At 57.5% G+C, this 21,987-nt stretch carries 24 protein-coding genes; 10 read left to right on the forward strand and 14 right to left on the reverse strand.

Annotation, left to right across the window (positions count from 1 at the left end; translation table 11 throughout):
• Positions 1–40: 40 nt before the first annotated feature.
• Complete coding sequence (locus RIN49_RS12400; protein ID WP_309120480.1) at positions 41–3,373, forward strand: hypothetical protein; 3,333 nt, start codon at positions 41–43, stop codon at positions 3,371–3,373.
• A gap of 166 nt (positions 3,374–3,539) precedes the next feature.
• Here RIN49_RS12400 and RIN49_RS12405 read toward each other — a convergent pair whose 3' ends face one another.
• The 5 genes from RIN49_RS12405 to RIN49_RS12425 are packed head-to-tail and all read right to left on the reverse strand — an operon-like array spanning position 3,540 to position 6,088.
• On the reverse strand, positions 3,540–4,301 hold the full coding sequence (locus tag RIN49_RS12405) for an ABC transporter permease (RefSeq protein ID WP_309120481.1): 762 nt from the start codon (positions 4,299–4,301) through the stop codon (positions 3,540–3,542).
• Positions 4,298–5,062 (reverse strand): ABC transporter ATP-binding protein, encoded by a 765-nt coding sequence (locus RIN49_RS12410; protein WP_309120482.1) that lies wholly within the window; start codon positions 5,060–5,062, stop codon positions 4,298–4,300. The genes RIN49_RS12405 and RIN49_RS12410 overlap by 4 nt, the downstream gene beginning before the upstream one ends.
• Complete coding sequence (locus tag RIN49_RS12415; protein ID WP_309120483.1) at positions 5,046–5,426, reverse strand: DUF1048 domain-containing protein; 381 nt, start codon at positions 5,424–5,426, stop codon at positions 5,046–5,048. Before RIN49_RS12415 ends, RIN49_RS12410 begins: the two co-directional genes overlap by 17 nt.
• A gap of 9 nt (positions 5,427–5,435) precedes the next feature.
• Positions 5,436–5,783 (reverse strand): DUF1048 domain-containing protein, encoded by a 348-nt coding sequence (locus RIN49_RS12420; protein WP_309120484.1) that lies wholly within the window; start codon positions 5,781–5,783, stop codon positions 5,436–5,438.
• Positions 5,780–6,088: a PadR family transcriptional regulator gene (locus RIN49_RS12425; RefSeq protein ID WP_309120541.1), complete on the reverse strand. Its 309-nt coding sequence runs from the start codon at positions 6,086–6,088 to the stop codon at positions 5,780–5,782. The genes RIN49_RS12420 and RIN49_RS12425 overlap by 4 nt, the downstream gene beginning before the upstream one ends.
• Positions 6,089–6,369: 281 nt before the next feature.
• Between RIN49_RS12425 and sigK the strand changes: the two genes are divergently transcribed.
• Positions 6,370–7,068 (forward strand): RNA polymerase sporulation sigma factor SigK, encoded by a 699-nt coding sequence (sigK, locus tag RIN49_RS12430; RefSeq protein WP_138192983.1) that lies wholly within the window; start codon positions 6,370–6,372, stop codon positions 7,066–7,068.
• 77 nt (positions 7,069–7,145) lie between these two features.
• Here the strand turns inward: sigK and RIN49_RS12435 are convergent, their stop codons facing one another.
• The 3 genes from RIN49_RS12435 to RIN49_RS12445 all read right to left on the reverse strand — a co-directional run bounded on the left by RIN49_RS12435 (position 7,146) and on the right by RIN49_RS12445 (position 9,631).
• Positions 7,146–7,676: a hypothetical protein gene (locus tag RIN49_RS12435; protein ID WP_309120485.1), complete on the reverse strand. Its 531-nt coding sequence runs from the start codon at positions 7,674–7,676 to the stop codon at positions 7,146–7,148.
• Positions 7,666–8,670, reverse strand: coding sequence for a DUF3231 family protein (locus RIN49_RS12440; RefSeq protein ID WP_309120486.1), 1,005 nt, complete (start codon positions 8,668–8,670; stop codon positions 7,666–7,668). Before RIN49_RS12440 ends, RIN49_RS12435 begins: the two co-directional genes overlap by 11 nt.
• Before the next feature lie 64 nt (positions 8,671–8,734).
• Positions 8,735–9,631, reverse strand: a complete 897-nt coding sequence (locus tag RIN49_RS12445; RefSeq protein ID WP_309120487.1) for a helix-turn-helix domain-containing protein — start codon at positions 9,629–9,631, stop codon at positions 8,735–8,737.
• Between the two features lie 157 nt (positions 9,632–9,788).
• Between RIN49_RS12445 and RIN49_RS12450 the strand changes: the two genes are divergently transcribed.
• Positions 9,789–10,754, forward strand: coding sequence for an aldo/keto reductase (locus RIN49_RS12450; protein WP_309120488.1), 966 nt, complete (start codon positions 9,789–9,791; stop codon positions 10,752–10,754).
• The gene (locus RIN49_RS12455; RefSeq protein ID WP_309120489.1) at positions 10,751–11,770 is read left to right on the forward strand and encodes a zinc-binding alcohol dehydrogenase family protein; all 1,020 of its coding nucleotides are present in this window, start codon (positions 10,751–10,753) and stop codon (positions 11,768–11,770) included. The genes RIN49_RS12450 and RIN49_RS12455 overlap by 4 nt, the downstream gene beginning before the upstream one ends.
• 262 nt (positions 11,771–12,032) lie before the next feature.
• Here RIN49_RS12455 and RIN49_RS12460 read toward each other — a convergent pair whose 3' ends face one another.
• Positions 12,033–12,815: a response regulator transcription factor gene (locus tag RIN49_RS12460; RefSeq protein WP_309120490.1), complete on the reverse strand. Its 783-nt coding sequence runs from the start codon at positions 12,813–12,815 to the stop codon at positions 12,033–12,035.
• Positions 12,812–14,695, reverse strand: a complete 1,884-nt coding sequence (locus RIN49_RS12465) for a sensor histidine kinase (protein ID WP_309120491.1) — start codon at positions 14,693–14,695, stop codon at positions 12,812–12,814. Before RIN49_RS12465 ends, RIN49_RS12460 begins: the two co-directional genes overlap by 4 nt.
• 227 nt (positions 14,696–14,922) lie before the next feature.
• Between RIN49_RS12465 and RIN49_RS12470 the strand changes: the two genes are divergently transcribed.
• The 4 genes from RIN49_RS12470 (at position 14,923) to RIN49_RS12485 (ending at position 19,007) form a co-directional block, all read left to right on the forward strand.
• Positions 14,923–16,305 (forward strand): ABC transporter substrate-binding protein, encoded by a 1,383-nt coding sequence (locus RIN49_RS12470; protein ID WP_309120492.1) that lies wholly within the window; start codon positions 14,923–14,925, stop codon positions 16,303–16,305.
• A 108-nt stretch (positions 16,306–16,413) separates the two neighbouring features.
• Positions 16,414–17,286: a carbohydrate ABC transporter permease gene (locus tag RIN49_RS12475; protein ID WP_309120493.1), complete on the forward strand. Its 873-nt coding sequence runs from the start codon at positions 16,414–16,416 to the stop codon at positions 17,284–17,286.
• A 2-nt stretch (positions 17,287–17,288) separates the two neighbouring features.
• A complete protein-coding gene (locus tag RIN49_RS12480; protein WP_138192992.1) occupies positions 17,289–18,110 on the forward strand; it encodes a carbohydrate ABC transporter permease in 822 nt (273 codons plus the stop codon).
• Between the two features lie 30 nt (positions 18,111–18,140).
• Positions 18,141–19,007, forward strand: a complete 867-nt coding sequence (locus RIN49_RS12485; RefSeq protein ID WP_309120494.1) for an AraC family transcriptional regulator — start codon at positions 18,141–18,143, stop codon at positions 19,005–19,007.
• Positions 19,008–19,073: 66 nt separating this feature from the next.
• Here the strand turns inward: RIN49_RS12485 and RIN49_RS12490 are convergent, their stop codons facing one another.
• Positions 19,074–19,589: an SRPBCC family protein gene (locus RIN49_RS12490; protein ID WP_309120495.1), complete on the reverse strand. Its 516-nt coding sequence runs from the start codon at positions 19,587–19,589 to the stop codon at positions 19,074–19,076.
• A 409-nt stretch (positions 19,590–19,998) separates the two neighbouring features.
• Here RIN49_RS12490 and RIN49_RS12495 point away from each other — a divergent pair, with 409 nt between their 5' ends.
• Positions 19,999–20,409, forward strand: coding sequence for a MerR family transcriptional regulator (locus RIN49_RS12495; protein WP_309120496.1), 411 nt, complete (start codon positions 19,999–20,001; stop codon positions 20,407–20,409).
• The gene (locus tag RIN49_RS12500) at positions 20,402–20,593 is read left to right on the forward strand and encodes a hypothetical protein (protein WP_309120497.1); all 192 of its coding nucleotides are present in this window, start codon (positions 20,402–20,404) and stop codon (positions 20,591–20,593) included. The genes RIN49_RS12495 and RIN49_RS12500 overlap by 8 nt, the downstream gene beginning before the upstream one ends.
• A gap of 53 nt (positions 20,594–20,646) precedes the next feature.
• Here RIN49_RS12500 and RIN49_RS12505 read toward each other — a convergent pair whose 3' ends face one another.
• The 3 genes from RIN49_RS12505 to RIN49_RS12515 are packed head-to-tail and all read right to left on the reverse strand — an operon-like array spanning position 20,647 to position 21,906.
• Positions 20,647–20,961 carry a DMT family transporter gene (locus RIN49_RS12505; protein ID WP_309120498.1) on the reverse strand — a complete coding sequence of 105 codons (315 nt, stop codon included), beginning with the start codon at positions 20,959–20,961 and terminating at the stop codon, positions 20,647–20,649.
• On the reverse strand, positions 20,961–21,311 hold the full coding sequence (locus RIN49_RS12510) for a DMT family transporter (protein WP_309120499.1): 351 nt from the start codon (positions 21,309–21,311) through the stop codon (positions 20,961–20,963). Before RIN49_RS12510 ends, RIN49_RS12505 begins: the two co-directional genes overlap by 1 nt.
• A 13-nt stretch (positions 21,312–21,324) precedes the next feature.
• Positions 21,325–21,906: a TetR/AcrR family transcriptional regulator gene (locus RIN49_RS12515; RefSeq protein WP_309120500.1), complete on the reverse strand. Its 582-nt coding sequence runs from the start codon at positions 21,904–21,906 to the stop codon at positions 21,325–21,327.
• Between the last annotated feature and the right edge of the window lie 81 nt (positions 21,907–21,987).

Genomic DNA, 21,987 nt, shown 5'->3' on the forward strand with positions numbered 1-21,987 from the left:
TTAATGCAATTCTTACAATGACGAACGGGGAGTGAAAAGATTGAGGCGCAAAAGCATTCGTTTACTGGCCGTCTTCACGATTTGTTTTAGTCTTCTTGCGCAAGCGCTTCCGATGCAGCGGGTCGCCGAAGCCGCGGACATCTTGGGCGCGACGCTGACGAACCCGGGCTTCGAGCTGGAATCGGTCGAAGGAGCGGCTCCGGGCTGGGCCGTCGACCCGGCGACGGCCGCGTACGGAACTACGGTCGTCAGCGACGTGTATGCAAGGACGGGGAGCCATAGCTTACTGTTTCACGATCGGACGGCCGGGGCTTCGCCTGCAGGCAGCTATCGTGTGTTGAGCGAGCCGCTTGCGGCTGGCGCGGAAGATACCGTTTCGTTCAGCATCTTTATTTACAAGGCAGCCGCCGCGGATCAATCGCACGGCGTGCAACCGGTCATACACTTCTACAACGCGGCAGGCACGCAAATCGGCGTGAACGCCTTTACGAACTATGGGAAGGACGCCGTTCCCGTCGGTACGTGGTTCCGTGCGACGGTGTCGGCGAAGGCTCCGATCGGCACGGCTTCCTTCAAGGTGGGGCTGTATTCCGGCTTTCCGAGCTTGACGAAGGTATTCATCGACGATGCGAGCGTTACGGTCGTCCCGGCCGAGACGCCGCTGCCGACAAGCGTTCAGAACCCTAGCTTCGAAGCCGACTTGGTCGGCGGCGCGATTCCGGGTTGGAGCCTGGGAGAGCTGACGACGGGAACGCTCGAGCGCAGCGATACGGCGGCGCTCACGGGAACGTATAGCTTGTATTTCAAGGACTCGTCCACAACCGCTTGGACGCGGGCCATGAGCGACAAGGTGGCGGTCACGGCCGGAGAGACGATCGTCGTCTCGGCGAACGCATACGTGTTGTCGCAGACGCACAACATCGTCTTGCAGGTGTATTATTACGGCGCGAACAACGCGCAGGTCGGCGCGAACGAGACGTTGTTCTCCAGCAATTCGCTCGGTACGCGGAAGTGGTCCGCCATGAGGGTGCTGTCCAAGGTGCCGGCGGGCGCCGTGTCCGCGAGGGTAGGGCTCAGCTCCGGCGCGCCGAGCTTGACGGAAGCGTACTTCGACGACGTCGCGATTGAGGTCCAGCCTCCGGAGGTTCCGCTCGATCGGTCGTACCAAGCGCCGGTCTCCCTCGGGGACATGGTGAAGGTCAATCTGGGGCAGGCGGGCGCGATTCAGACGAATGCGGCCGGGGAGAACGAAGCTTACTTCGTTACGAACGGAAGTCCCGGATCGTTCTTCGCCGTCGACGGCGAGACGGGCGAATTGAAATTCCAGGAAGTCATCCCGGGCACGATCGCCACCTGGGCGATGACGATCGGTCCGGATAAGAACGTCTACTTCTCCGGCACGGAAACCGGCAACCTGTATCGTTATCTGCCTCTCGAGAAACGCGTGGAAAATCTCGGTTACAATCAAACGGACAACTGGGTTTGGGAGCTTACGACGATCGGCGACAAAATGTACGGCGGTACATTCAACACGACGTCGTACGGTAAGGTGTTCGAATACGATCTGGCGACGGGCGAATTCCGCAACTACGGCGCGGTCGAAGCCGAACAGCAATACGTTCGCGGCATCGCGGTAGACGATCGGTATATTTACGCCGCGCTCGGCGCGACGATGCGGCTGTACAAGATCGACCGCGTCACCGGCGAGAAGACGGAAATTCACGTGCCGGGCTATTCCGGCAAGGCCGGCATCCTAGCGGACGTGTTCGTCCTGAACGGCAAGCTGTTCGTATCGGTGAGCACGGTGAACATGGTCGTCATCGACATCGCGACCGGCGAGGTCGAGGGTACGTTCCAGCACAGCGCGATGATTTCCGAGCCGTCGCCGGATGATCCGAACCTTATTTATTACAAGTACTTAACTAAGTTCTACGAGTACGATATCGCCGCAAAGAAGCAGACGGAGATCGTATTGCCTTACGAGCTGCCGGATACGGCGCGCGTGAAGGATTACGCATGGATCGAGCTGCAAAGCGGGGAGAAAGCCGGTCAAACCGTGCTGGCCATGATCACCCAATACGGAGAGTATATTCTTATCGATCCGAAAGACAAATGGATGTCCTTCGTCGAGCTGGAGATCGGCGCGCAGCCGGTCGGCATCCAGTCGCTCAAGACCGGCTTCGACGGAAGAATCTACATGGGCGGTTATCAGCGCGGCATGAGCATCTATAACCCGTTCACGAACCGTATCGACGTAAACATCTCCTCCTTCGCGCAGCCGGAGGGCATCGGCTTCATGAACGGCAAAGTGTACTACGGCACTTACGTCGGGGCGATCATGTACGACTACGATCCGACGAAGGAAATCGTTCTGAATCAAAACCCAAGGCCGGTATTCGACATCGAGCACCAAGACCGCCCGTTCGTCATCACGTCGGGGGACGACAAGCTGTTCGTCGGCACGGTGCCGGATTACGGCTTCCTCGGCGGCGCGCTCGCCGTGTACGACGAGGCGACGAACGAATGGAAGCAGTTCGATCACGAGGAGTTGGTCGCGAATCAAAGCATCATCGGCCTCGCCTACAAGGACGGATTGTTATACGGCAGTACGACCGTGTGGGGCGGCCTCGGAAAGGATCCTTCCGAGACCGAAGCGAAAATATTCGTATGGGACGTCGAAAACGAACGGAAAATCGACGAGTTCACGCTCGACGATCTGGAGATCGACGAAGCGCCGCGCATGATCGGCTCGATCGCCTTCGGTCCGGACGGATTGTTATGGGGCGTCGTGGACGGAACCATCTTCGCAATGGACGCGGCTACGAAAGAAATCGTAAAAAGCAAACAGATCAGCCCGAGCTTGTATAACACTAGTAAGTGGCTGCCATACGAGCTCGAGTGGGGGCCCGACGGCATACTATACACGACCTTATCGAGGAAGTTGATCGCCATCGATCCCGAGACGCTTCGATACAAGGAAGTATACAGCGGCTTCGTCAACTTGATGACGCTCGGCGTCGACGGCAGCATCTACTTTGCGCCGGAGGCCGGTTCGAAGCTGTCCCGCATCGCCGTGCCGGAGACGGACGCGACGCTCGCTTCGATCACGATCGGCGGTCAACCCCTTGCGGGCTTCTCGCCGGGGGTTCGGAGCTACAAGGCGTCGATGCCGCCGATGGCGAAGGTCGCCGCCGTTCCGACGCAGCCAGGCGCAACGGCGTTCGTGGAGGATTTGCGTCCGAAGGAATGGAAAGTGATCGTTCATGTGACGGGGACGGACGGCAAATCGAAGCAGACGTATACGATCGAAGTCGACAAACCTGGGAAAGACGATCCAGGCAAACCCAATCAACCGGGAAATCCGAACCGGTAACGGATAAGCGGCGCCGTCTCTACGGAGACAGCTGTGCAGTGAAATAAGAGCTCGACCGGCTTGAACAAACAAACAGCGGTAGCCTTGGACTGAAAAATAAAGTCCTAGACTACCGCTGTGTTTACCTTTCCTTCGCTTCGACGGCCTCGATCTTCACGAGCAAAACCTAAACTGCTTTCCGTTTGTACGCGCGCACCGCGAATACATATGCGACGATCAATATCCCTAAGCACCACGCAAGAGCGACCCAGATCTCATTGCCTACCGGTTCGCTTGACAATAGAGCGCGGATGGTTTCTACGATAGAGGTCACCGGCTGGTTTTCGGCAAAGGCGCGCACGACCGACGGCATCGTTTCGGTCGGAACAAAGGCCGAACTGATAAATGGAAGGAAGATAAGCGGATAGGAAAACGCGCTAGCCCCTTCCACCGATTTCGCGGACAGTCCGGCGATCGCCGCGACCCAAGTCAAAGCCAGCGTAAACAGTACGAGTATACCGGCTACGGCAAGCCAAGGCAGTACCCCCGCCGACGAGCGAAAGCCCATAATGAGCGCTACGAGAATGATGACGACAACGGAAATGACGTTGGATACCACCGAGGTCAGCACGTGCCCCCACAGCAAGGAGGAACGCGCAATCGGCATGGAGTGGAACCGCTCGATGATGCCCCGTTGCTTATCCAGAAACAGGCGGTAAGCCGTATAGGATATGCCGCTTGCAATCGCAATCAACAGGATACCGGGCAACAGGTAGTTCACATAGTTATCCATACCGCTTTGGATTGCGCCGCCAAACACATAGACGAACAGCAGCATCATGGCAATCGGAGTGATGCAAACCGTGAGGATGGTGTCCATGCTTCGAAAAGTATGGCGCATGGAACGTCCAAGCATCACGCTCGTGTCGCTGAAAAAATGCTCGTTCATTGTTGCTTTCCCTCCTTTTTACCAATGATTGCGAGGAATATTTCCTCCAATGAAGGTTGTTTTTCCACGTACTCCGTCTTTGCGGGCGGGAACAGCTTTTTCAATTCTTCAAGCGTGCCTTGGGCAATAATCCTGCCCTTATGCAAAATGGCGATTCGATCGGCAAGTTGTTCGGCCTCATCCAAATACTGAGTCGTCAGGAAAACCGTTGTGCCGCCGTCGGCAAGCTCCTTGACAATTTTCCAAGCCTCGGTGCGCGCCTCGGGGTCAAGGCCTGTGGTCGGCTCGTCGAGGAAGATGAGCTGCGGTTTTCCGATCAGGCTCATGGCAATGTCGAGCCTCCGGCGCATACCGCCCGAATAGGCGGACACCTTGCGGTCGGCGGCATCGTTCAAGTCGAAGCGATTGAGTAAATCATCCGCGACTTGACGCGGATTTTTCTGGTGTCGCAGTTTAGCGATCATGATCAGATTTTCCCGCCCGGTCAATAATTCGTCCACGGCGGCGAATTGCCCGGTCAGACTGATCGCATGCCGCACTTGTTCGGGTTTCGACGCGACGTCGAAACCGTTTACGGTGGCGGTGCCTCCGTCCTGTTGGAGCAGCGTTGCGAGGATTCTGACAATCGTCGTCTTGCCCGCGCCGTTGGAGCCGAGCAGGGCGAAAATCTCGCCTCGCTTCACTTCAAAATCGACGCCCTTTAGAACTTCTGCGTCCTTGAAAGACTTTCGCAGACCTTTCACTTCAATGGCTGCTTCCATCCCGATTTCCCCTTTCTTTTGTTTTATCCGTAACCTTCTTCATGGCCTTGTAACCTTCTTGGCCTACAGATTCTTGATAGATGTCAGCGTACGTTTTTGAATCCTTGATTAGATCGTCGCAGAAAGCCGCAACGTCGCTGCCCGTCACTTCGAGCACGCCTTTCCCCAAGGCGGCGCCTTCTTCGAAAAGATCGACGATCCCCGAGAGCAAACCCGTCCCTTCGGTTAACTCGACAGGGCCGACCTTAAACAAATATTTTTGAATCTCTTTATAAACAATTTGATAATCTTGCGGGAGCGCTTTGACGCGCGCCACGTGCGCGCGCCACTCTTTTTTGCCTTCGATGATATCTCGTATTCTCATGTTAGCCTCCTATTTACCTAATTTTTTAGCGATATTATTGTTAAGCTGCTCGCGCCACTTGTCGCGAAAAGACTTTGCCCCTTCCGCGCCGGCCAGCGCTGAACAGAAGCCATTGATATCGTCGCCCAAAACCTCTTGGACGCTCTGACCGTCCGCCGCCGCTTCTTCGAGCAGGCCAAGCACACCGTCAAGAATCGGCATGAGGTTGCGACCGGTGAAATCCGAGTGCGCCCAAAGATTGGCATTGATTTTTTTCCATGCCGCTTGATAATCAGCCGGCAGCTTTTCGGCTCGCGATTCGAATGTTTTCATTTCTTTCGTCATGTCGCTGCCGGTGATTTTTTCCCAAAAATTCATAATTCTTTCTCCTTTAACTCGTTCATTTTTGATGATACGAACTCCCATTTTCCCCAGAACTTACGCAGCTCCTCGCGCCCCGCGTCGTTGATCGCGAAAAACTTCCGCGGCGGTCCCATGTCGGAGGGCTTCTTGGTGATCTCCACGAACTTGTTTTTTTCAAGCCGGATCAGGATAGTGTACACCGTTCCCTCCACAACATCTGTGAAGCCGAGGGCGTTCAGCCGCCGCGTGATTTCGTAGCCGTAGGTTTCTTTGCGGCTAATAATTTCAAGGACACAGCCCTCAAGCACCCCTTTGAGCATTTCCGTAAGGTTTTCCAATACAATCACCCTTTGCTATTCTGTATCACAGGTATCCAGTGTTACTTACTACTGCTATAAAGTAACACGTAGTAGATGATCTGTCAATAGCGCTTGCTCTGACACGGATTGTACGATTGTCGAATATTTTTCATGCCGTCGAACGGGATCGCCTCGCCCGTGTACAGGCACGAATAGGCGGACGCCCACATACAATATAGGGATGCGACGTCCCTGTTTTTTCCGGAGGACGGGGCGTGCAAAACTTCAGGGGGTGTTCGAACGTGCCTGGTTTATTTGCAATGATTGCGATTTTCATTAAGCAGTTAATGCTCTTGGTGTCTTATGTCAAGAACAACGCGTTCCCGCAGCCGCTGTCCGAGGCCGAAGAGGCAAAGCACCTTAAGCTTATGGCGGAGGGACATCAGGACTCCAGGAATATGTTGATCGAACATAACCTGCGCTTGGTCGCCCATGTGGTGAAGAAGTTCGACAACGCCGGCGATCCCGAGGATCTTATCTCGATCGGGACGATCGGATTGATCAAGGCGGTGGAAAGCTATTCCGCCGGGAAGGGGACGAAGCTGGCGACTTACGCCGCTCGTTGCATAGAGAACGAGATTCTCATGCATATGCGTTCCATGAAAAAGCAAAAGAAGGACGTGTCGCTCCACGACCCGATCGGAACGGATAAAGAGGGCAACGAAATTTCGTTGATCGACATTTTGGGGACGGATCCGGATACGGTCGGCGAACAGGTGGAGCTCGAGATCGAAAAGCGGAAAATTTATAAGCATCTCGACGTGTTGGACGAACGGGAGCAGGAGGTCATTAAAGCGCGTTTCGGCCTCGAGACCGGCGGGGACGAACGGACGCAGCGGGAAATCGCCAAGGAGCTCGGCATCAGCCGTTCCTACGTGTCGCGGATCGAGAAGCGAGCGCTCATGAAGCTGTATCACGAGTTTTATAAAGTGAAGAAGTAACGACCTTCGAAAAGGATCGGCACAAGGCGCCGAGGTACGACCGGCGGCCTTGTGTCGTAATACGGGCAAGAAGAGGGTTAAACCGATCGGCCCGCGCAGCACCGTCGGGATACCCAGTTTAAAAAGCCTTTAAGCAACCATCCCAGACTGAAACCAATGATACAAAATAAAATGGGTAGCCAAACAGGACCCCATAGGCTCCCGAACAGTATGACATTCGAGGAGTAGATGAGCCCGACGGTCGTAAAAAAGGCGGACGACACAAAAGGGAGAAAAGCATAGGGAGACCCCCCGCCGCCAGCATCCCTGTAAGCATCCCACAAGGAAAACAGATATAAGCAGGGGTAAAACATTAGCCATTGGTAATCGGTTTGACTGATTGCCTTATCGATTTGCCCCCTGAAACTCAACTGGATCGCAGTGTTAAAATTAGACTGCAGGTTAATGAGAAGCTCCAATCCAAGGAACAAAACGCCTTTTACATATTTTCGGTTTAATAGTTGACCGAAGCCCGGGAGTGCAACACACCATAACAGAACCTCGACACGTTTACTCGTCGTCGGTGCCTCCGTATTTTGCAAGGGGCGTTCTCTTTCCTTATTTCCCATTCGCGATCAGATTTCTATTGGGTGCAAGCGGCGGCTGCTCTAACCATTGATGTTTCGTCATAAGATCAAACCATTCTTTCGTGACCATGAGGTTTCTTAGAATGATTTTTTCGTACTGCGCAACAAGGTCTATTCGCATCGCGGATGCCAGACCTGTGCCATGATAGGCTTGCGACGCTTGCAATAAAAAACCAATGTGGTACAGCATTAATTTGTCTGAGAAAGGGGGCTCGGTCGAAGTCGTAATCTCGGTTTCCCACGACGTAGGAACAGGCAAATTATCGCCGCGCAATATGTCGCTTAGCGTTTGAATTTGATCATTGGACACTTCCTGCATCGACACGAAAAACTTCCTCACGTCTTCTTGTTGCGTCACTTGGCTAAACGCAATGGAGAGCGTCTTCTCCAGTATTTTCTTTTTCAGGTTAAAGGAAAGGGCGATCATTTCGGTTGCGGCTAAAGGTCGTTTGTCGCCAAAGAAGCCATGTAAAAACTTTTGACCTTGCACGTATTCGGGGGTTTCCCCGGGAAAGAAGTAAGGATCTCTTTGGAACAGCCCTTTTTCCAACATCATTTCAATGGTTTTGTGGTACATGTTCTTCCCGTCATTGTCGCACCCGTCATAAAATTGCCGCAGATCCTTCCGTACCGAAGCGGAAAACGACGTGACATGTCCCAATAAACCATGAAGCGTGATAATGTGCAGGTACTGCAAACAGAAGGCGTCCGAAAACAGTCTTCGAGCTCCCGGATTCAGGTCGGATTCATTAAATCCGATGGGGATTGGAAACCCTTCTTTCTCCAGAAACGCTGCGATTTGCTGTTTTTGTTTTCCATAAGTCCTTACTGCTTCGTCAATCAGCGTTTTTATGTCCTCGTCCTCTACAATCCGTAACATGTAGCGGTTTACAACGTCAACGGCCGTTCCGTTAATATATTGGCCCCACAGCGTCCCGATTTCAGCGGAAGTGAGTTTGAAATCTCCTTTGTCCATAAAGATACCCCCAAACCGTTTCATTTGAATCATTATTTGGAAGATCGCGTTTTTTTATCCGTAGCTATGCGAATCCATCGGCCGGGCCGGGCTGCCGCTTGCGGTACGCGCCGGGCGTCAGTCCGGTCAACGATTTAAACACGCGGTGGAAATGGGGCATGCTGTCGAAGCCGCAGCGCTCGGCAATCTCGCCGACATGCTCGCCGGTGTCCCGCAGCAGCTCCTTGGCCCGAACGATTCGCTTCGCGTTCAAGTAGTCGGTCACGTTCATGCCGGTCAGCCGCTTGAACACGCGGGAGAAGTGGGCCGGCGAGACGTTCGCCCGACGGGACAGCTCGGACAAGCCGGACGCGCCTTCCGGCAGCCGGTCCAGCTCGCGCAGGACGGCGTCCATCCACGGCGGCACGATGCGTAGATCCGGCCCGCCGGCGCTCCGGCCTTCGGCCGGCTCCAATCGGTTCAGCCGGAGCAGCAGCTCTCGCAGCAGCAGACGTACGGCTTCGCGGTAGCCGAGCCGCCGTTCTTCCAGCTCCTCGTGGATTCGTCCGAGGATGCGTTCGACGTCGTTCCTGGCATCGGCGTCCGCGGAGAGCTCGAGCTTGTACCGCTTCCGCTTCCGGGCCGATTCGAAGCAACGCAGCGGACGGTACCCGTCCGCATCCGACGGGGCCTCGGCGGCGAGCGCCGGCGCGAAGAACAGGGCGGTAGAGACGATCGGCTCGGCTTCGTCCGGGATCGACCGGTGGATCGCGTTCCCGGGGATGACGAACAAGTCGCCGGCGTTCTTCTCGTAGAACGTCTCGTCGATAAAGAACGTGCCTCGTCCTTGATGAACATAGACCAGCTCGTAACGGTCGTGCAGATGATCGGGAAGCTCGTTCTCCGGTTTCTTTAGGCCTTGAAACACGAGATCGACGGGGAAGAGCGGGTCGCCGAAGAACGGCTTGCGATAAGGCTTCAAATTCGCTCGACTCCTTCCGGGGCGGGTTGGGTTGATTTGAGATGAAGATATCAAAATAAGATACATTTTCGCAATATGCCGTTATTCCCTTGCCGATTTTGAGCAGCTACAATATGGAAAAGGGATAATGATTTCACCCGAACGGAGGGATGTTGACATGCAATACCGCCGATTGGGCCGTACCGGCCTCGACGTATCGGCGCTGAGCTTCGGCGCCTCGTCGCTCGGATCGGTATTCCGCGAGACGGACGACCGCGACGGCATTCGCGCCGTCCATGCCGCCGTCGACGCGGGCATCAATTACATCGACGTATCGCCCTATTATGGACTGACGAAGGCGGAGACGGTGCTGGGGCGGGCGATCCGGGAGCTGCCGCGGGACAAGTTTTATTTGTCGACGAAGGCGGGACGCTACGGGCTGGACGACTTCGATTTCAGCGCAGGCCGCATCGTCCGCAGCCTCGAAGAGAGCCTTGCGCGGTTGCATACGGACTACGTAGACATTTTGTTTCTGCACGACATCGAGTTCGTGCCCGCCGATTTGATCCTGGAAGAGGCCATCCCGACGCTGCACCGGCTGAAGGAGCAGGGGAAGATCCGTTTCGGCGGCATCTGCGGTCTGCCGCTCGAGTTGTTCGAGAAGCTGCTGCCGCGCGCGGACGTCGACGCGATCATCTCGTATTGCCATTACTCGCTGAACGACGCGTCGCTGCTCGAGCTGCTGCCGTTGATCGCCTCGAAGGACGCGGGGCTCGTCAACGCGTCGCCGCTGTCCATGGGGCTGCTCGGCACGCGGGGGACGCCGGCGTGGCATCCCGCAGGCCCGGAGCTGAAGGCCGCCTGCAAGCGGGCGGCGGAGTTTTGCGTCGCGCAAGGAGCGGATATCGCGAAGCTCGCGGTGCAGTTTTCCACCGCGAACCCCGCGATTCCGACGACGCTCGTCAGCACGGCGAATCCGGACAACATCGTCAAGAACGCGGCGTGGACGGACGAGCCGATCGACGAAGCGCTGCTCGCGCAAGTCTTAGCGTTGCTCGAGCCGGTCCGCGGGGAATCGTGGGTCAGCGGACGTCCGGAATATAACGAACGGATTCATCGGAAGGAAGGGGCGGAGAACGGATGAGAGGCATCGTATGCGATCAGGTGGGCCGGCTGGTCCTCCGAGACGACTTGCCGGAGCCCGAACGGCGGGCGGGCGAAGCGGTCGTCCGGATTCGGCGCGTCGGCATCTGCGGGACGGACTATCACGCGTTCCGCGGCAATCAGCCGTTCTTTGCGTATCCGCGCATTCTCGGCCACGAGCTGGCGGGCGTCGTCGAGTCGATCGACGACGGCGGCGCGAGCGGGCTGACGGTAGGGGATCGGGTCGGGGTGATCCCCTACCTGCATTGCGGGGAGTGCATCGCCTGCCGAAGAGGCAAGACGAACTGCTGCACGTCGATGCGGGTGCTCGGCGTCCATGTCGACGGCGGGATGCGCGAGCGGATCGCGGTCCCCGCGTCGCATCTGATTCGAACGAACGGGCTGTCGCTCGACGCGGCGGCCATGATCGAACCGCTCGCGATCGGGGCGCACGCCGTGCGCCGCTCCGGACTGCGCCGCGGAGAGACGGCGCTCGTCGTCGGCGGCGGGCCGATCGGGCTCGGCGTTATGGCGTTCGCGAAATACGCCGGCGCGGCGGTGATCGCCATGGACGTCAACGAAGAGCGTCTGGCGTTCGGCCGCGATTGGGCGAAGGCGGACGCGACGTTGATCGCGGGAGACGGAGCGGCGGAGCGGCTGCTCGCGCTGACCGGCGGCGACGGACCGACGGTCGTCTTCGACGCGACGGGCAACGCGACGTCGATGGAGAACGCATTCGGGTACGTCGCGCACGGCGGAACGCTCGTGTTCGTCGGACTCGTGAAGAACGATCTCGCGTTCAGCGATCCCGAATTCCATAAGCGCGAGCTGACGCTCCTCGCGAGCCGGAACGCGACGCGGGACGACTTCGTCCGGGTCGTCGAGGCCATCGAGGCGGGGGACGTAGACATCGAACGGTTTATTACGCATCGCGCCGCGCTCGGCGAGACCGTGGAACGGTTCGACGAGTGGCTGCGGCCGGAATCGAAGGTCGTGAAGGCCGTCTTGGAGCTATAGCCGGGCAGGGAGGGCGATGAAATGCAAAAGTGCAGGTATTTCTCAAGAAAAAAGAGCCAAAACACCAAATACCTGCGAAAGTGCAGGCGTTCGGAGCAGAACAACTTTCAAAGCGGTCAAATAGATGCACTCATACAGGTGATTCGTCGTCCGAGGCTTCGGCTGGGGGAACTACCTGCATGAATGCAGGTGATCACAACAGGGCGGCACGGGGTACGCACGAAACAGAACCGTCAGGCGAGATGCCTGACGGTTCTGTCGTCTACTCTTGCGCGCGCGAGCTTTGGAACTCCTTCGGCGTCATGCCCGCCGCCTGCTTGAAGACGCGGCTGAAGTAAAATTGATCGGGATACCCGACGCGCTCCCCGACTTCCTTAACGCTGAGCGATCGATGCTGCGAGAGCAAATATTTCGCTTCGTTGATCCGAAGCGACATGAGATACCGGGAGGGCGGCTCGCCGGTATGCTTGACGAAGATTTTGCTTAAATACGACGCGTTGAAATTGAAATGCCGGGCGATCTGCTCGAGGCTCAGCTCCTTGTTGAAGTGTACGCGCATGTAGTCGCACACCGCCCGGACGATGTCGTCCGGACTGTCGCCCGCGGCGCGCGGCAGCGCGCGAAGCTGCCCGTCTTCCGCCTCGCGCTGCCCTTCGATCGCCGTCTTCAGCCGGAGCAGCACGGCGGACAAGTCTTTCGCGGACGTAGGCTTCAGCAAGTATTCGCTGACGTTGTAACGCATCGCCTCGCGGGCGTACTCGAAGTCCGCGTAGCCGGTCGCGATAATCTTCCGGACCCGCGGGTGATACAGATGCAGCGACTTGATCAGCTCGATCCCGTCCATGACCGGCATGCGAATGTCGGTGACGACGAGATCCGGCTGCCAGCGCTCCACGGCCTCCAACGCTTCTTTCCCGTCCTGCGCGGCGGCGACGACGCCGATGGACGCGTCGACGCCCTCGATCTTCCGGACGAGACTGCCGCGGATCAGCTCCTCGTCCTCCGCGACCACGACCGTGACGGCATATCTGCGTTCCGTGCTCATGCCAACGCTCCTCCTTCCGCTCGCTTCGTCAAGTCAACCTCCCGGAAGCTGCCGCCGAGCGCGACGACGGCGCCGCCGTCCGGCGCGTTCCGAATGTCGAATACCATATCCTTCCCGTACGTCAGCTTCAGGCGGATGTAGATGTTCAGGAGCCCCATGCCGCCGAGCTGAAGCGCGGGAATGACGCCCGTCTCGTCGACCTCCCGGATGCGCTCCCGCAAGGCGGCGAGGCTGTCCGCCGCGAAGCCGGGGCCGTTGTCGGACACTTCGAGGCGCCAACGGCTCCCGTCCGCGAAGCCCGTCACGACGATGCGCCACGGCGGTTCGCCGCGGGTCGCGAATTTGAGCGCGTTCTCCACGAGGGGCTGGACGATCAGCTTCGGGATTTCGAGCGGCAGCAGCCGTTCGTCGACGTCGAATCGGAAATCCAGCTTGCTGCCGTGGCGAATCCGATTAATCTCGAGGTATTTCTCCGTATGCACGATCTCTTCCGCAAGCGACACGGCGGAGGCGTCGGAAGAGAAATAGCGGAGAAACTTGGACATGTTTTCCGTCATGTCCATAATTTGCTCGGACATGCCTTCCTCCGCCATTGCGTGAATCGTGGCAAGCGAGTTGTACAAAAAATGCGGGTTCATCTGCGATTGCAGCGCGACGAGCTTCGCCTGCAGCTCCTGCGATTGAGATAACAGCAGTTCGTCCATCGAATGCTTCAATCGATCGTTCATCTGAACGAACGCTTCGTGCAGCTGATCGATCTCGATGACGCCGCTTCGCAGCTTGCTCGACCCGATCCGGCCGGTGCCTAGATCCTGCAGGCTCATGTTGCGGATCGTCCGGTGGATCTTAAGGATCGGGTGCGTGATCCGGTTCGCGGCCGCGTACGACAACAGAATCGCGAACAGCAGGATGCCGATGCCGACGAATACGGTGCGGGAGGCGAAGACGGAGACGGGGGCCAGCAGCTTCGACTCGGAGACGACGATCGCCGTGCTCCAGCCGGTGAAGCCCGAACGATGTACGGAGATAAGCTCCCGATCGCCGGTGGCGGGATCGACGAACGGCCGGAATCCTTCTCCGACCGGCGCCGCGGCCACGGCCGCGAGGTAGGCGAAGTCGGCGGACGACGCCCGCAGCGGATACACGATGTCGCCCGCCGCATTGTAAATGACGACGCGGGCGCCGTACGGATTCGTCTCCGCGAAGTCGATGACGCCGTCGAAGATGCGGTTGAAATATTGCTTCACCTCGACGATGCCCATGGGCGTGTTGTAGCTGCCGTAGAACAAGCGGTATAACGAGACGGAATACTGCATCTCCCGCGAGGAGATGAAGCGCGACATCGGTTCGTCCAGCACGGGAAGCGAGATGTACTTGCCGCCCGTCTCGGCGAGTACCGCGTCGTACCACGGCATCTCCTCGGGCCGGTAGCTCTGTTCGCCGTTGTCGAAGCCGTTGCCGTACACCTTCCCTTCGAAGTCGTACAGGTAGAGCTGTTCGACCGGCCGCGACGGCCCGATCGCCGCGGTCAATATGTCCGCGAGCTCCTTCGCCGCCCTCACGGCGTTCGCGGCCGCTTGGGCGTCCGTCTCCCGCTGCTTCGCATTGCCGAGGTATTCCTGAAACCGGTTCTTCACCAAGTTGGAATACAAGACGTTCAGCGATACGTCGTTCATCTTGCCGAGCTCGGAGTCGATACGCTCCTGCATCGACCGGCCCATGCCCTCGAGCGAGTCCTCCGCGTTGGAGCGGATGCGGTCGGACGCCCAAAGATAAAACCAAACCACCAAGATCGTAAAGACGATAACGATAATCAGCGTGTAGGTCGAGAAGAGGATCGTTTGGATATTGCCGAATGTTTTGACGATACGCTCGCGCATGCAATCCTCCGACAAGCCGGTGTACGGTTTTTCTCCATTCTCCGCCGCTCGCGGCCGTTTGTCAAAAGATTTTTGAAAGCGCATACTGGTAAAATAAATACAAATAACGAGTCCTGTTAGTCCATGGCGAGAGGGGAAGGCGCAGCGATATAATGTGTTCAAATCCGATAATGAAAGCGGATTCATGAGATGCAAACTCGAATCCAAAGTCAAGGGGAGCGATGACGGTGACGAAGAGGTTGATAAGAGGTTGGACGCTGACCGCGGCGCTGTTGATGACGATGTTGGTCGTTGCGGCATGCGGCGGCGGAAGCGGCGCGACGACGGAGAACGGCGGAGCGGCGAACGAGCCGGCGGCGGCGACGCCGGCGGCGAACGAACCGGCGTCGGAGCCATCGACCGGGAAGAAAGACGTGACGCTGACTTATATCGCCAGCCAGGGCTGGATCAAGGACGCGGAGATGGAGCTGGCCAAGAAGTTCGAAGAAGAGACCGGCATCCGCATCGACTATCAGATCGTTCCGGCGGACCAATACTTCAACGTCTTGAAGACGAAGCTGAACGCGAAGGAAGGCCCCGACATCTTCGGCGGACAGAGCGGCATCAGCGAAGTGACGCTCAACTATAACGTCGAACAGAACGCGGTCGATCTGTCGGGCGAAGAGTGGACGCAGCGAGAGGACCCGCTGTCGCTCGAGCAAGTGACCGTGAACGGCAAAATATATGCGCTTACGATTTGGGATACGGCGAACAGCTTCGTCGTGACGTACAACAAGAAAATTTTCGAAAGTCTCGGCCTCTCCGTTCCGAAGACGTACGAAGAGTTCAAGGCGCTCTCCCTGAAAATTCTTGAATCCGGCGTCACGCCGATTTACGAGCCGATCGCCGACGGCTGGCACCACGTCCTCTGGTTCGCGGAGCCGGGGCCGCGTTACGACGAAGTGACGCCGGGCTTGTACGACGATCTGAACGCGAACAAGAAGAAGTTCGCCGACGATCCGACGATGCTGACCGCGCTCGCCCAGCTGAAGGAGATGTACGATCTCGGGTTTTTCGGCGACAACGCGTTCTCCGACACCGGCGCCGACACGGCGGCGAAGCTCGCCTCCGGGGAATTCGCGATGGCGCTCGCGAATCAGAGCATCGTCAAAGACGTCGAAGCGATCGGCGGGGAGCTGAAGGCGACCGATTTCGGATACTTCGTCATTCCGATCGCCGACAACCAAATTTACTACATCCATCCGGGCGGCCCGAGCAAATTCATCTATTCGGGCTCCGAGCATATCGAAGAAGCGAAGCAGTACTTCGCTTACCTCGCGAAGCAGGAAAGTCTGCAGTACATGATCGATAACGACCCGACCGTCACGAACCTGAACTTCCCGGGCCTTAAGGACAAGTACACGCCTGCGCAGAAGGAACTGTTCGCGATGTATCCGAAGAAGGGCACCGACATCCAGAACTATGTCAACTACGTCAACCCGCAGTGGATGGATATCGGCAAAGACATCGCAGCGATGTTCGGCGGGGCGGCGCAGCCGGCGGACGTCCTCTCGACGATCGACAAGCGCCGCGCCGACATGGCGCAGGTGGCCAAAGACCCGAACTGGTAACGCGCGGAACGTCCGCCGCGAGACCGCAAGCAGAATAACGGATACGGAAACGCGGGGCGCGGCCGCCGGGCCGCCGTCGTTCCGGTTCCGGCAGCGAGGAGCAAGCCGATGCGGAACAAACTTTACCCTTCCTACTTCGCGTGGGGCGCGATTTTTTTGTACTTGTTGTTTTTCGTCGTACCCGGCGTCATGGGCTTCTATTATTCGTTCACCGATTGGAACAGCTATTCCGACGAAATCAACTTTATCGGGTTCGACAACTTCAAGGAGATGTTTTCGCCCGACGAAAACTACGTCGACTTTATCGTCAACACGCTCAATTTCACCGTCTCGACGGTCGCGCTGAAGACGGCGCTCGGACTGGCGTTCGCGCTGGCGCTGAACGAAGGCATTCGGATGAAGGGCTTCCACCGCGTCATGATTTTCATGCCGGCGATCGTGCCGATGCTCGTCGTCGGACTCATTTTCAAATCCGTGCTCAATCCCGCCACCGGTCTGCTGAACGAGACGCTGCGGTTTCTCGGCCTCGGCTTCCTGGCGCAGAAGTGGCTCGTCGACGCCGCTTGGGCGTTCAAGTCGATCATCGCGGTCGATACGTGGAAGGGCGTCGGTTACATTATGATCATCCTGCTTGCCGGGCTGCAGTCCATCTCGAAGACGTATTACGAAGCGGCCGAGATCGACGGCGCAAGCGCCTGGGGAAGATTCATCCATATTACGATCCCGCTGCTCATGCCGGCGCTCGTCGTCACGACGGTGCTGAACCTGCTGCACGGACTGAAGGTATTCGAGGTCGTCTACGTCCTGACGAACGGCGGTCCCGGATGGTCGACGGACGTATTGTACACGGTCATCTTCAAGGAGTTTTCGATGGGGCGTTACGGCGTCGGCACCGCGTTATCGTCGCTCTTGTTCTTCGTCATGACCGCGGCCGGATATTTCGTCATCCGATTGATGTCGAGGCAAGGGGAGGAGCATTGATTATGAAAAAGCATCTAGCGCTCCGAATCGCTCAGAACGCGCTGGCTTGGCTGCTCAGCCTATTTTTCTTCGTGCCGCTCCTGCTCGTTCTGATCAACTCGTTCAAGGACCGGCTCGGCGCCGCCTCCATGAGCATGGCGCTGCCGACGAAGCTGGAGTGGAGCAATTACGCGGTCGTCATCGAGCAGGGGCGCCTCGTCCAATCGTTCTTCAACAGCTTGTTGTACGCGACCGCCTCGACGGCGCTCGGCATCGCGCTCGCGGCGCTCGCCGCATACGTCTTCGCCCGTAACGGCTCGAAGCTGAACCGCTTCCTGTATTTTTTCGTCATCCTCGGCATCGCGATGCCGGTCAACTTCGTGACGCTGACGAAGGTGATGCAGTGGACGCAGCTCATCAACACCCAGATCGGCATCGTCGTGCTGCTGGCGGTCATGTCCATTCCGTTCAGCGTGTTCCTTATGTACGGCTTCGTCGGTTCGGTGCCGCGGGAGCTCGACGAAGCGGGCGTCGTGGACGGCTGCTCGCCGATCCGGCTGTTCGTCTCCATCGTGTTTCCGCTGCTGCTCCCGGTGCTCGTGACGGTCGGCATCTTGAACTTCATGGGCGCCTGGAACGACTTCATCCTGCCGCTGTACTATTTGAACGATTCTTCGAAGTGGCCGATGACGCTCGCCGTCTACAACTTCTTCGGACAGTTCCAAGTCAACTGGAACCTCGTCTCCGCGGATATCGTCATGACGACGCTGCCGGTGATCGTCATCTACTTGCTCGGCCAACGCTACATTATCGCGGGCATGACGTCCGGATCGGTGAAGGGATAAGCGGAGGGAGTTTAGGAAGGGGGACGATCGATGTTTTTCCACGACCTGCGATTGGAGCGGGAGCTGAAAATCGAGAAGCGGATCGATGCCGATACGGATCACGAGCTGCACATGCACGATCTGCTGGAAATCAATGTCCTATTGGAAAACGACGCCGAATTCCGCCTGCTCCACCGGTCGTTCTCCGGGCAGGCGGGCGACGTCTTCTTGTTCCGGCCGTACGAGCCGCATTACAATTTGGCGGTCCGGAGAGAAAAGCCGATTCATTGGTTGATGGTGCTATTCTCGCCGTCGATCGTGCGGATGATCCCTTACGGCTACCAGCTGCTGTACCCGTTCTACACGGCGGCGGCGACGCCGCATATTCCGGCGGCGTCGCCGTACGCGCGCGCCATCCACGCCGCGGCGGCCGCCGCGTACGAGGAGCAGGAGAAGGGGCTGCCGGGCTGGGAGTCCAAGCAGTTCATGCACTTCGTCGACATTCTCGTCTCCGCGTATCGGTACACGCTGGAGCAGGCGCGGAGCGACGGGGACGTCGAGATCGACGCGGGCATCGTATCGGCGGTCGAGTATATATTGCGGCACATTACCGAAGATATCGACGTGCAGCACTTGATCGACCTGTACGGCCGGGGGAAGACGTATTTCTATTCGACCTTCAAGCAAGCGGTGGGCGTGACGCCGAACCGGTTCATTCATCGGCTGCGCATGCAGATCGCCATGCATCTGCTGAAGACGACGGATAAGTCGGTCACCGACATCGCCTTCGACTGCGGCTACCATTCGATCCATTACTTCAATAAACACTTCAAGGAGTACCGTCAGGTTTCGCCTCGGGAGTACCGCAATCAAACGCGGCGCGAAGGAGCGGCGAACGTCGCGGGAGGCGGAAGATAAATCGGGGATTCGCCCCGCGCGCGAACGGCCGCCGGAAGCATCGTCCGGCGGCCGTTCCTATTTTCCTTATTGGAGCTCTTTCAAGCGCTGTTCCAAACGATCCCACGTTTCCGTGATGCCTTGGAGCATGCCCATGTCCATAACGGTCTTGAGCGCCTCCGGCGATATGTATTCGCCTCGGTTGACCAACTTCGTCTTGCCGTCGACGTCGATGAAGTCCAACGTGACCTCGGTGGACGGCAGGGTTTCGACGACGCTTCCTTCGGCATCGGAGAAAGAATCGGTGTATAAGATTTTCTTCGGTTCGACGATTTCCTTATATAACGCGATTCCCCACGATTCCATTCCGTAAAATTCGCCTTGATTCGGATCGACGCATTTCATGCAGTAGTGCCATACCCCGCCCGGACGGAAATCGATCTTACAGACCGGGAGCTCCCAACCGGCCGGCCCCCACCAAACCTTCAGGTGCTCCTCCTCCTTGAACATCTTGAACACGAGCTCGCGAGGGGCGTCGAAGACGCGCTCCAAGATCAGGACCCGTTCGTCCTCCACCCTCGAAACCATTGCGTTGTAAGCCATCGTAAAAATTCCTCCTTAAGATCATCCGTGATATTCGTAATATACACCATCGGGAATATTCCTGTCAAGGAATACTATTAAAATATTGGGAATCGAGAAGCTAAAGTTTTGATATGATAGGGAGATACGATAGGTACAACAAGCGTCGATTCGAAGATCCGCATAGGCGCAATAGAGAAATCCATCCTGAGGAACGAGCCGTTGCGGCATCGGCATCGAAACGATAGAGGATTACCAAACCAAAGGGATTGCTGGAGTTCGAATCTCCCCTCGGCGAAGGTAGCGGAAAAGCAAGGGTTCGGCAAAATATGCGATTATCCCGTGTTATTTCTTTCGGAAAAGCGCCCGGGAAGGTCTTGACCCCGTACCTACCTACGGGGCGTAAGATAGATCCGAGGAGGGAACGGAATTGACGCATTTAAAGAGCGGTGAAGCGGCGGAACGGGCCGGCGTTCACTTGGAGACGCTGCGGTATTACGAGAAGCGCGGATTGTTGCGGGAGCCGCCGCGCACGGAAGCCGGGTATCGGATGTACAGCGAAGCCGACGTCGAGGACATCCTTTGGATTCGGCAGGCGCAGGCGATCGGGTTTACGCTGCAGGAAATCGGCCAGCTGCAGGCGCTTCGTGCCGGAGAGGCGCTGCCGGAAGAAGAGCTTCGCCGATACGCCGAAGAGAAGATCGCCGAGATCGAGGCGAATATCGAGCGGCTTCAGCGCATGAAGGCGTTGCTGAAGAGCGCCGTGGGCCGCGTCGACGCGTCGCTTGCGTCATGTCCGGTCCTTCGAGCCGTGAACGAAGGGGGACGAACGAATGAGTAAAAAAATCGAAGTGTTTACGGATGGAAGCGCCCGCGGAAATACGTTGGTCGAGGTGGTGAAGAGGCTCGCTTGTCCGAAATGCGAAGTCGTGGTGCATAAAGGCGGACAAGGGGCGGATTCGGCTCCATCGGTTCGGATGGACGGCAAACCGATCGACGTCGATAAGCTGCTGCCTCGTTCATGAACGGAACGCGAACGGCCCCTTCCTGCGCGGAAGGGGCCGTTCGGTTCATGCAGCTACGAGATGAGTTTTAATCCGACGGCCGCGAACAATACCATGCCGATGCACGCGATGCGGCGCTTATCTTTCGATTCGTTGTAAAACAACATGCCGACCAACGCGCCGCCGGCCGTCCCGATGCCGGTCCAAATCGCGTACGACGTGCCCATGGGAAGGCTTCTCATCGCGAAGCTCAGGCACAAGAAGCTCATCGCGATGCCGATCCCGAACAGAAGGTACGCCAATACGTTGTTATCCCGCTTGATGCGGTTCATCCCGATGACGCCGACGATCTCGAACAATCCGGCGATAAATAAAGATACCCAGGCCATTACCCTTTCGCCTCCTTCGGACCGTTGGCGGGAGCTCCGCCGCCGATGACTTTCAGCCCGATCACGCCCGCGAGCAGGATCGCGATCAGGACCAGCTTGATCGGCCTCGCCGGCTCGTCGAACAGTACCATCTCGACGACGACCGTCCCGACGGTTCCGAGGCCCGTGAACACGGCGTACACCGTCCCGACGGGCAGCTTGGCCGACGCCGCGATAATGAGCGCGAACGACACGACCAGCGAAACGACCGTCGCCGCCCACGTCCATACATCGGCCGCATGCTTAAATCCCGTCACCCAAACGACTTCGAACAAGACCCCGATAAATATATAAATCCAGCTGCGGTTCATCGCGATGCCTCCTCTAGTTGTTCTTAACCCCTCGCCAAAATACGAACCAAGATGCGTCCAACCGCCTCATCGAGCTTTCCGAACCGCCGAAGAGCATCTCTACGAACATGCCGTCCAGGAGCGCCGCGAAGGCGGCGACCGCCCGTTCGACGGACACGTCGGGATGGAGCTGCCCGGAGGCGGCGCTCGAAGCGAAGATCGGCTCGAGCAGGCTCCCGATCCGGTCTACGTACTGATTGCCGTACTCCACGACCTCTCGGTATAGGTGCTTGGGCGGGAAGAAGGCCATCCGTAAAAAAAACTTCGTATGGTCTTCCCGTTCATATCGTTCCTTGTAGCGGAGCAGAAATTCATACAGCACGGTTTCCAACGCCAGCTCCTTCGCATGGTCCAAATAATGCTCGACGAACTGAAGCTCATTCGCGGCGGCGGTACGGAAGACGGCTAAGAACAAATCGTCTTTCCCTTGGAAATGCGCGTAGATGGATTGCTTCTTGATCCCTACCTCGCCGGAAATATCGGCGAGCGAGGCGCCTTCGTACCCGTTCTTGGCGAAGTGACGCAGCGCGGTTTCTTTGATTTTCTCTGCTGTCATGATAACCTCCCTGACGAACGTTCGTCAGTCCATTTAAGCACAAAGCACTTTCATATGCAAGCACGAAAAAACTCGCCCACG

Source organism: Paenibacillus sp., from assembly GCF_031177825.1.
GTDB lineage: Bacteria > Bacillota > Bacilli > Paenibacillales > YIM-B00363 > Paenibacillus_AE.

What these genes read in the sequence shown, in the direction of transcription:
- RIN49_RS12425 (WP_309120541.1), bottom strand. Translation starts at nt 6,088, where the DNA reads ATGCTCAAAGGGGTGCTTGAGGGCTGTGTCCTTGAAATTATTAGCCGC.
- RIN49_RS12405 (WP_309120481.1), bottom strand. Translation starts at nt 4,301, where the DNA reads ATGAACGAGCATTTTTTCAGCGACACGAGCGTGATGCTTGGACGTTCC.
- RIN49_RS12460 (WP_309120490.1), bottom strand. Translation starts at nt 12,815, where the DNA reads ATGAGCACGGAACGCAGATATGCCGTCACGGTCGTGGTCGCGGAGGAC.
- RIN49_RS12505 (WP_309120498.1), bottom strand. Translation starts at nt 20,961, where the DNA reads ATGGCCTGGGTATCTTTATTTATCGCCGGATTGTTCGAGATCGTCGGC.
- RIN49_RS12435 (WP_309120485.1), bottom strand. Translation starts at nt 7,676, where the DNA reads ATGGGAAATAAGGAAAGAGAACGCCCCTTGCAAAATACGGAGGCACCG.
- RIN49_RS12410 (WP_309120482.1), bottom strand. Translation starts at nt 5,062, where the DNA reads ATGGAAGCAGCCATTGAAGTGAAAGGTCTGCGAAAGTCTTTCAAGGAC.
- RIN49_RS12510 (WP_309120499.1), bottom strand. Translation starts at nt 21,311, where the DNA reads ATGAACCGCAGCTGGATTTATATATTTATCGGGGTCTTGTTCGAAGTC.
- RIN49_RS12415 (WP_309120483.1), bottom strand. Translation starts at nt 5,426, where the DNA reads ATGAGAATACGAGATATCATCGAAGGCAAAAAAGAGTGGCGCGCGCAC.
- RIN49_RS12490 (WP_309120495.1), bottom strand. Translation starts at nt 19,589, where the DNA reads ATGGCTTACAACGCAATGGTTTCGAGGGTGGAGGACGAACGGGTCCTG.
- RIN49_RS12480 (WP_138192992.1), top strand. Translation starts at nt 17,289, where the DNA reads ATGAAAAAGCATCTAGCGCTCCGAATCGCTCAGAACGCGCTGGCTTGG.
- RIN49_RS12500 (WP_309120497.1), top strand. Translation starts at nt 20,402, where the DNA reads ATGAGTAAAAAAATCGAAGTGTTTACGGATGGAAGCGCCCGCGGAAAT.
- RIN49_RS12450 (WP_309120488.1), top strand. Translation starts at nt 9,789, where the DNA reads ATGCAATACCGCCGATTGGGCCGTACCGGCCTCGACGTATCGGCGCTG.
- RIN49_RS12475 (WP_309120493.1), top strand. Translation starts at nt 16,414, where the DNA reads ATGCGGAACAAACTTTACCCTTCCTACTTCGCGTGGGGCGCGATTTTT.
- RIN49_RS12515 (WP_309120500.1), bottom strand. Translation starts at nt 21,906, where the DNA reads ATGACAGCAGAGAAAATCAAAGAAACCGCGCTGCGTCACTTCGCCAAG.
- RIN49_RS12455 (WP_309120489.1), top strand. Translation starts at nt 10,751, where the DNA reads ATGAGAGGCATCGTATGCGATCAGGTGGGCCGGCTGGTCCTCCGAGAC.
- RIN49_RS12420 (WP_309120484.1), bottom strand. Translation starts at nt 5,783, where the DNA reads ATGAATTTTTGGGAAAAAATCACCGGCAGCGACATGACGAAAGAAATG.
- RIN49_RS12465 (WP_309120491.1), bottom strand. Translation starts at nt 14,695, where the DNA reads ATGCGCGAGCGTATCGTCAAAACATTCGGCAATATCCAAACGATCCTC.
- RIN49_RS12485 (WP_309120494.1), top strand. Translation starts at nt 18,141, where the DNA reads ATGTTTTTCCACGACCTGCGATTGGAGCGGGAGCTGAAAATCGAGAAG.
- RIN49_RS12440 (WP_309120486.1), bottom strand. Translation starts at nt 8,670, where the DNA reads ATGGACAAAGGAGATTTCAAACTCACTTCCGCTGAAATCGGGACGCTG.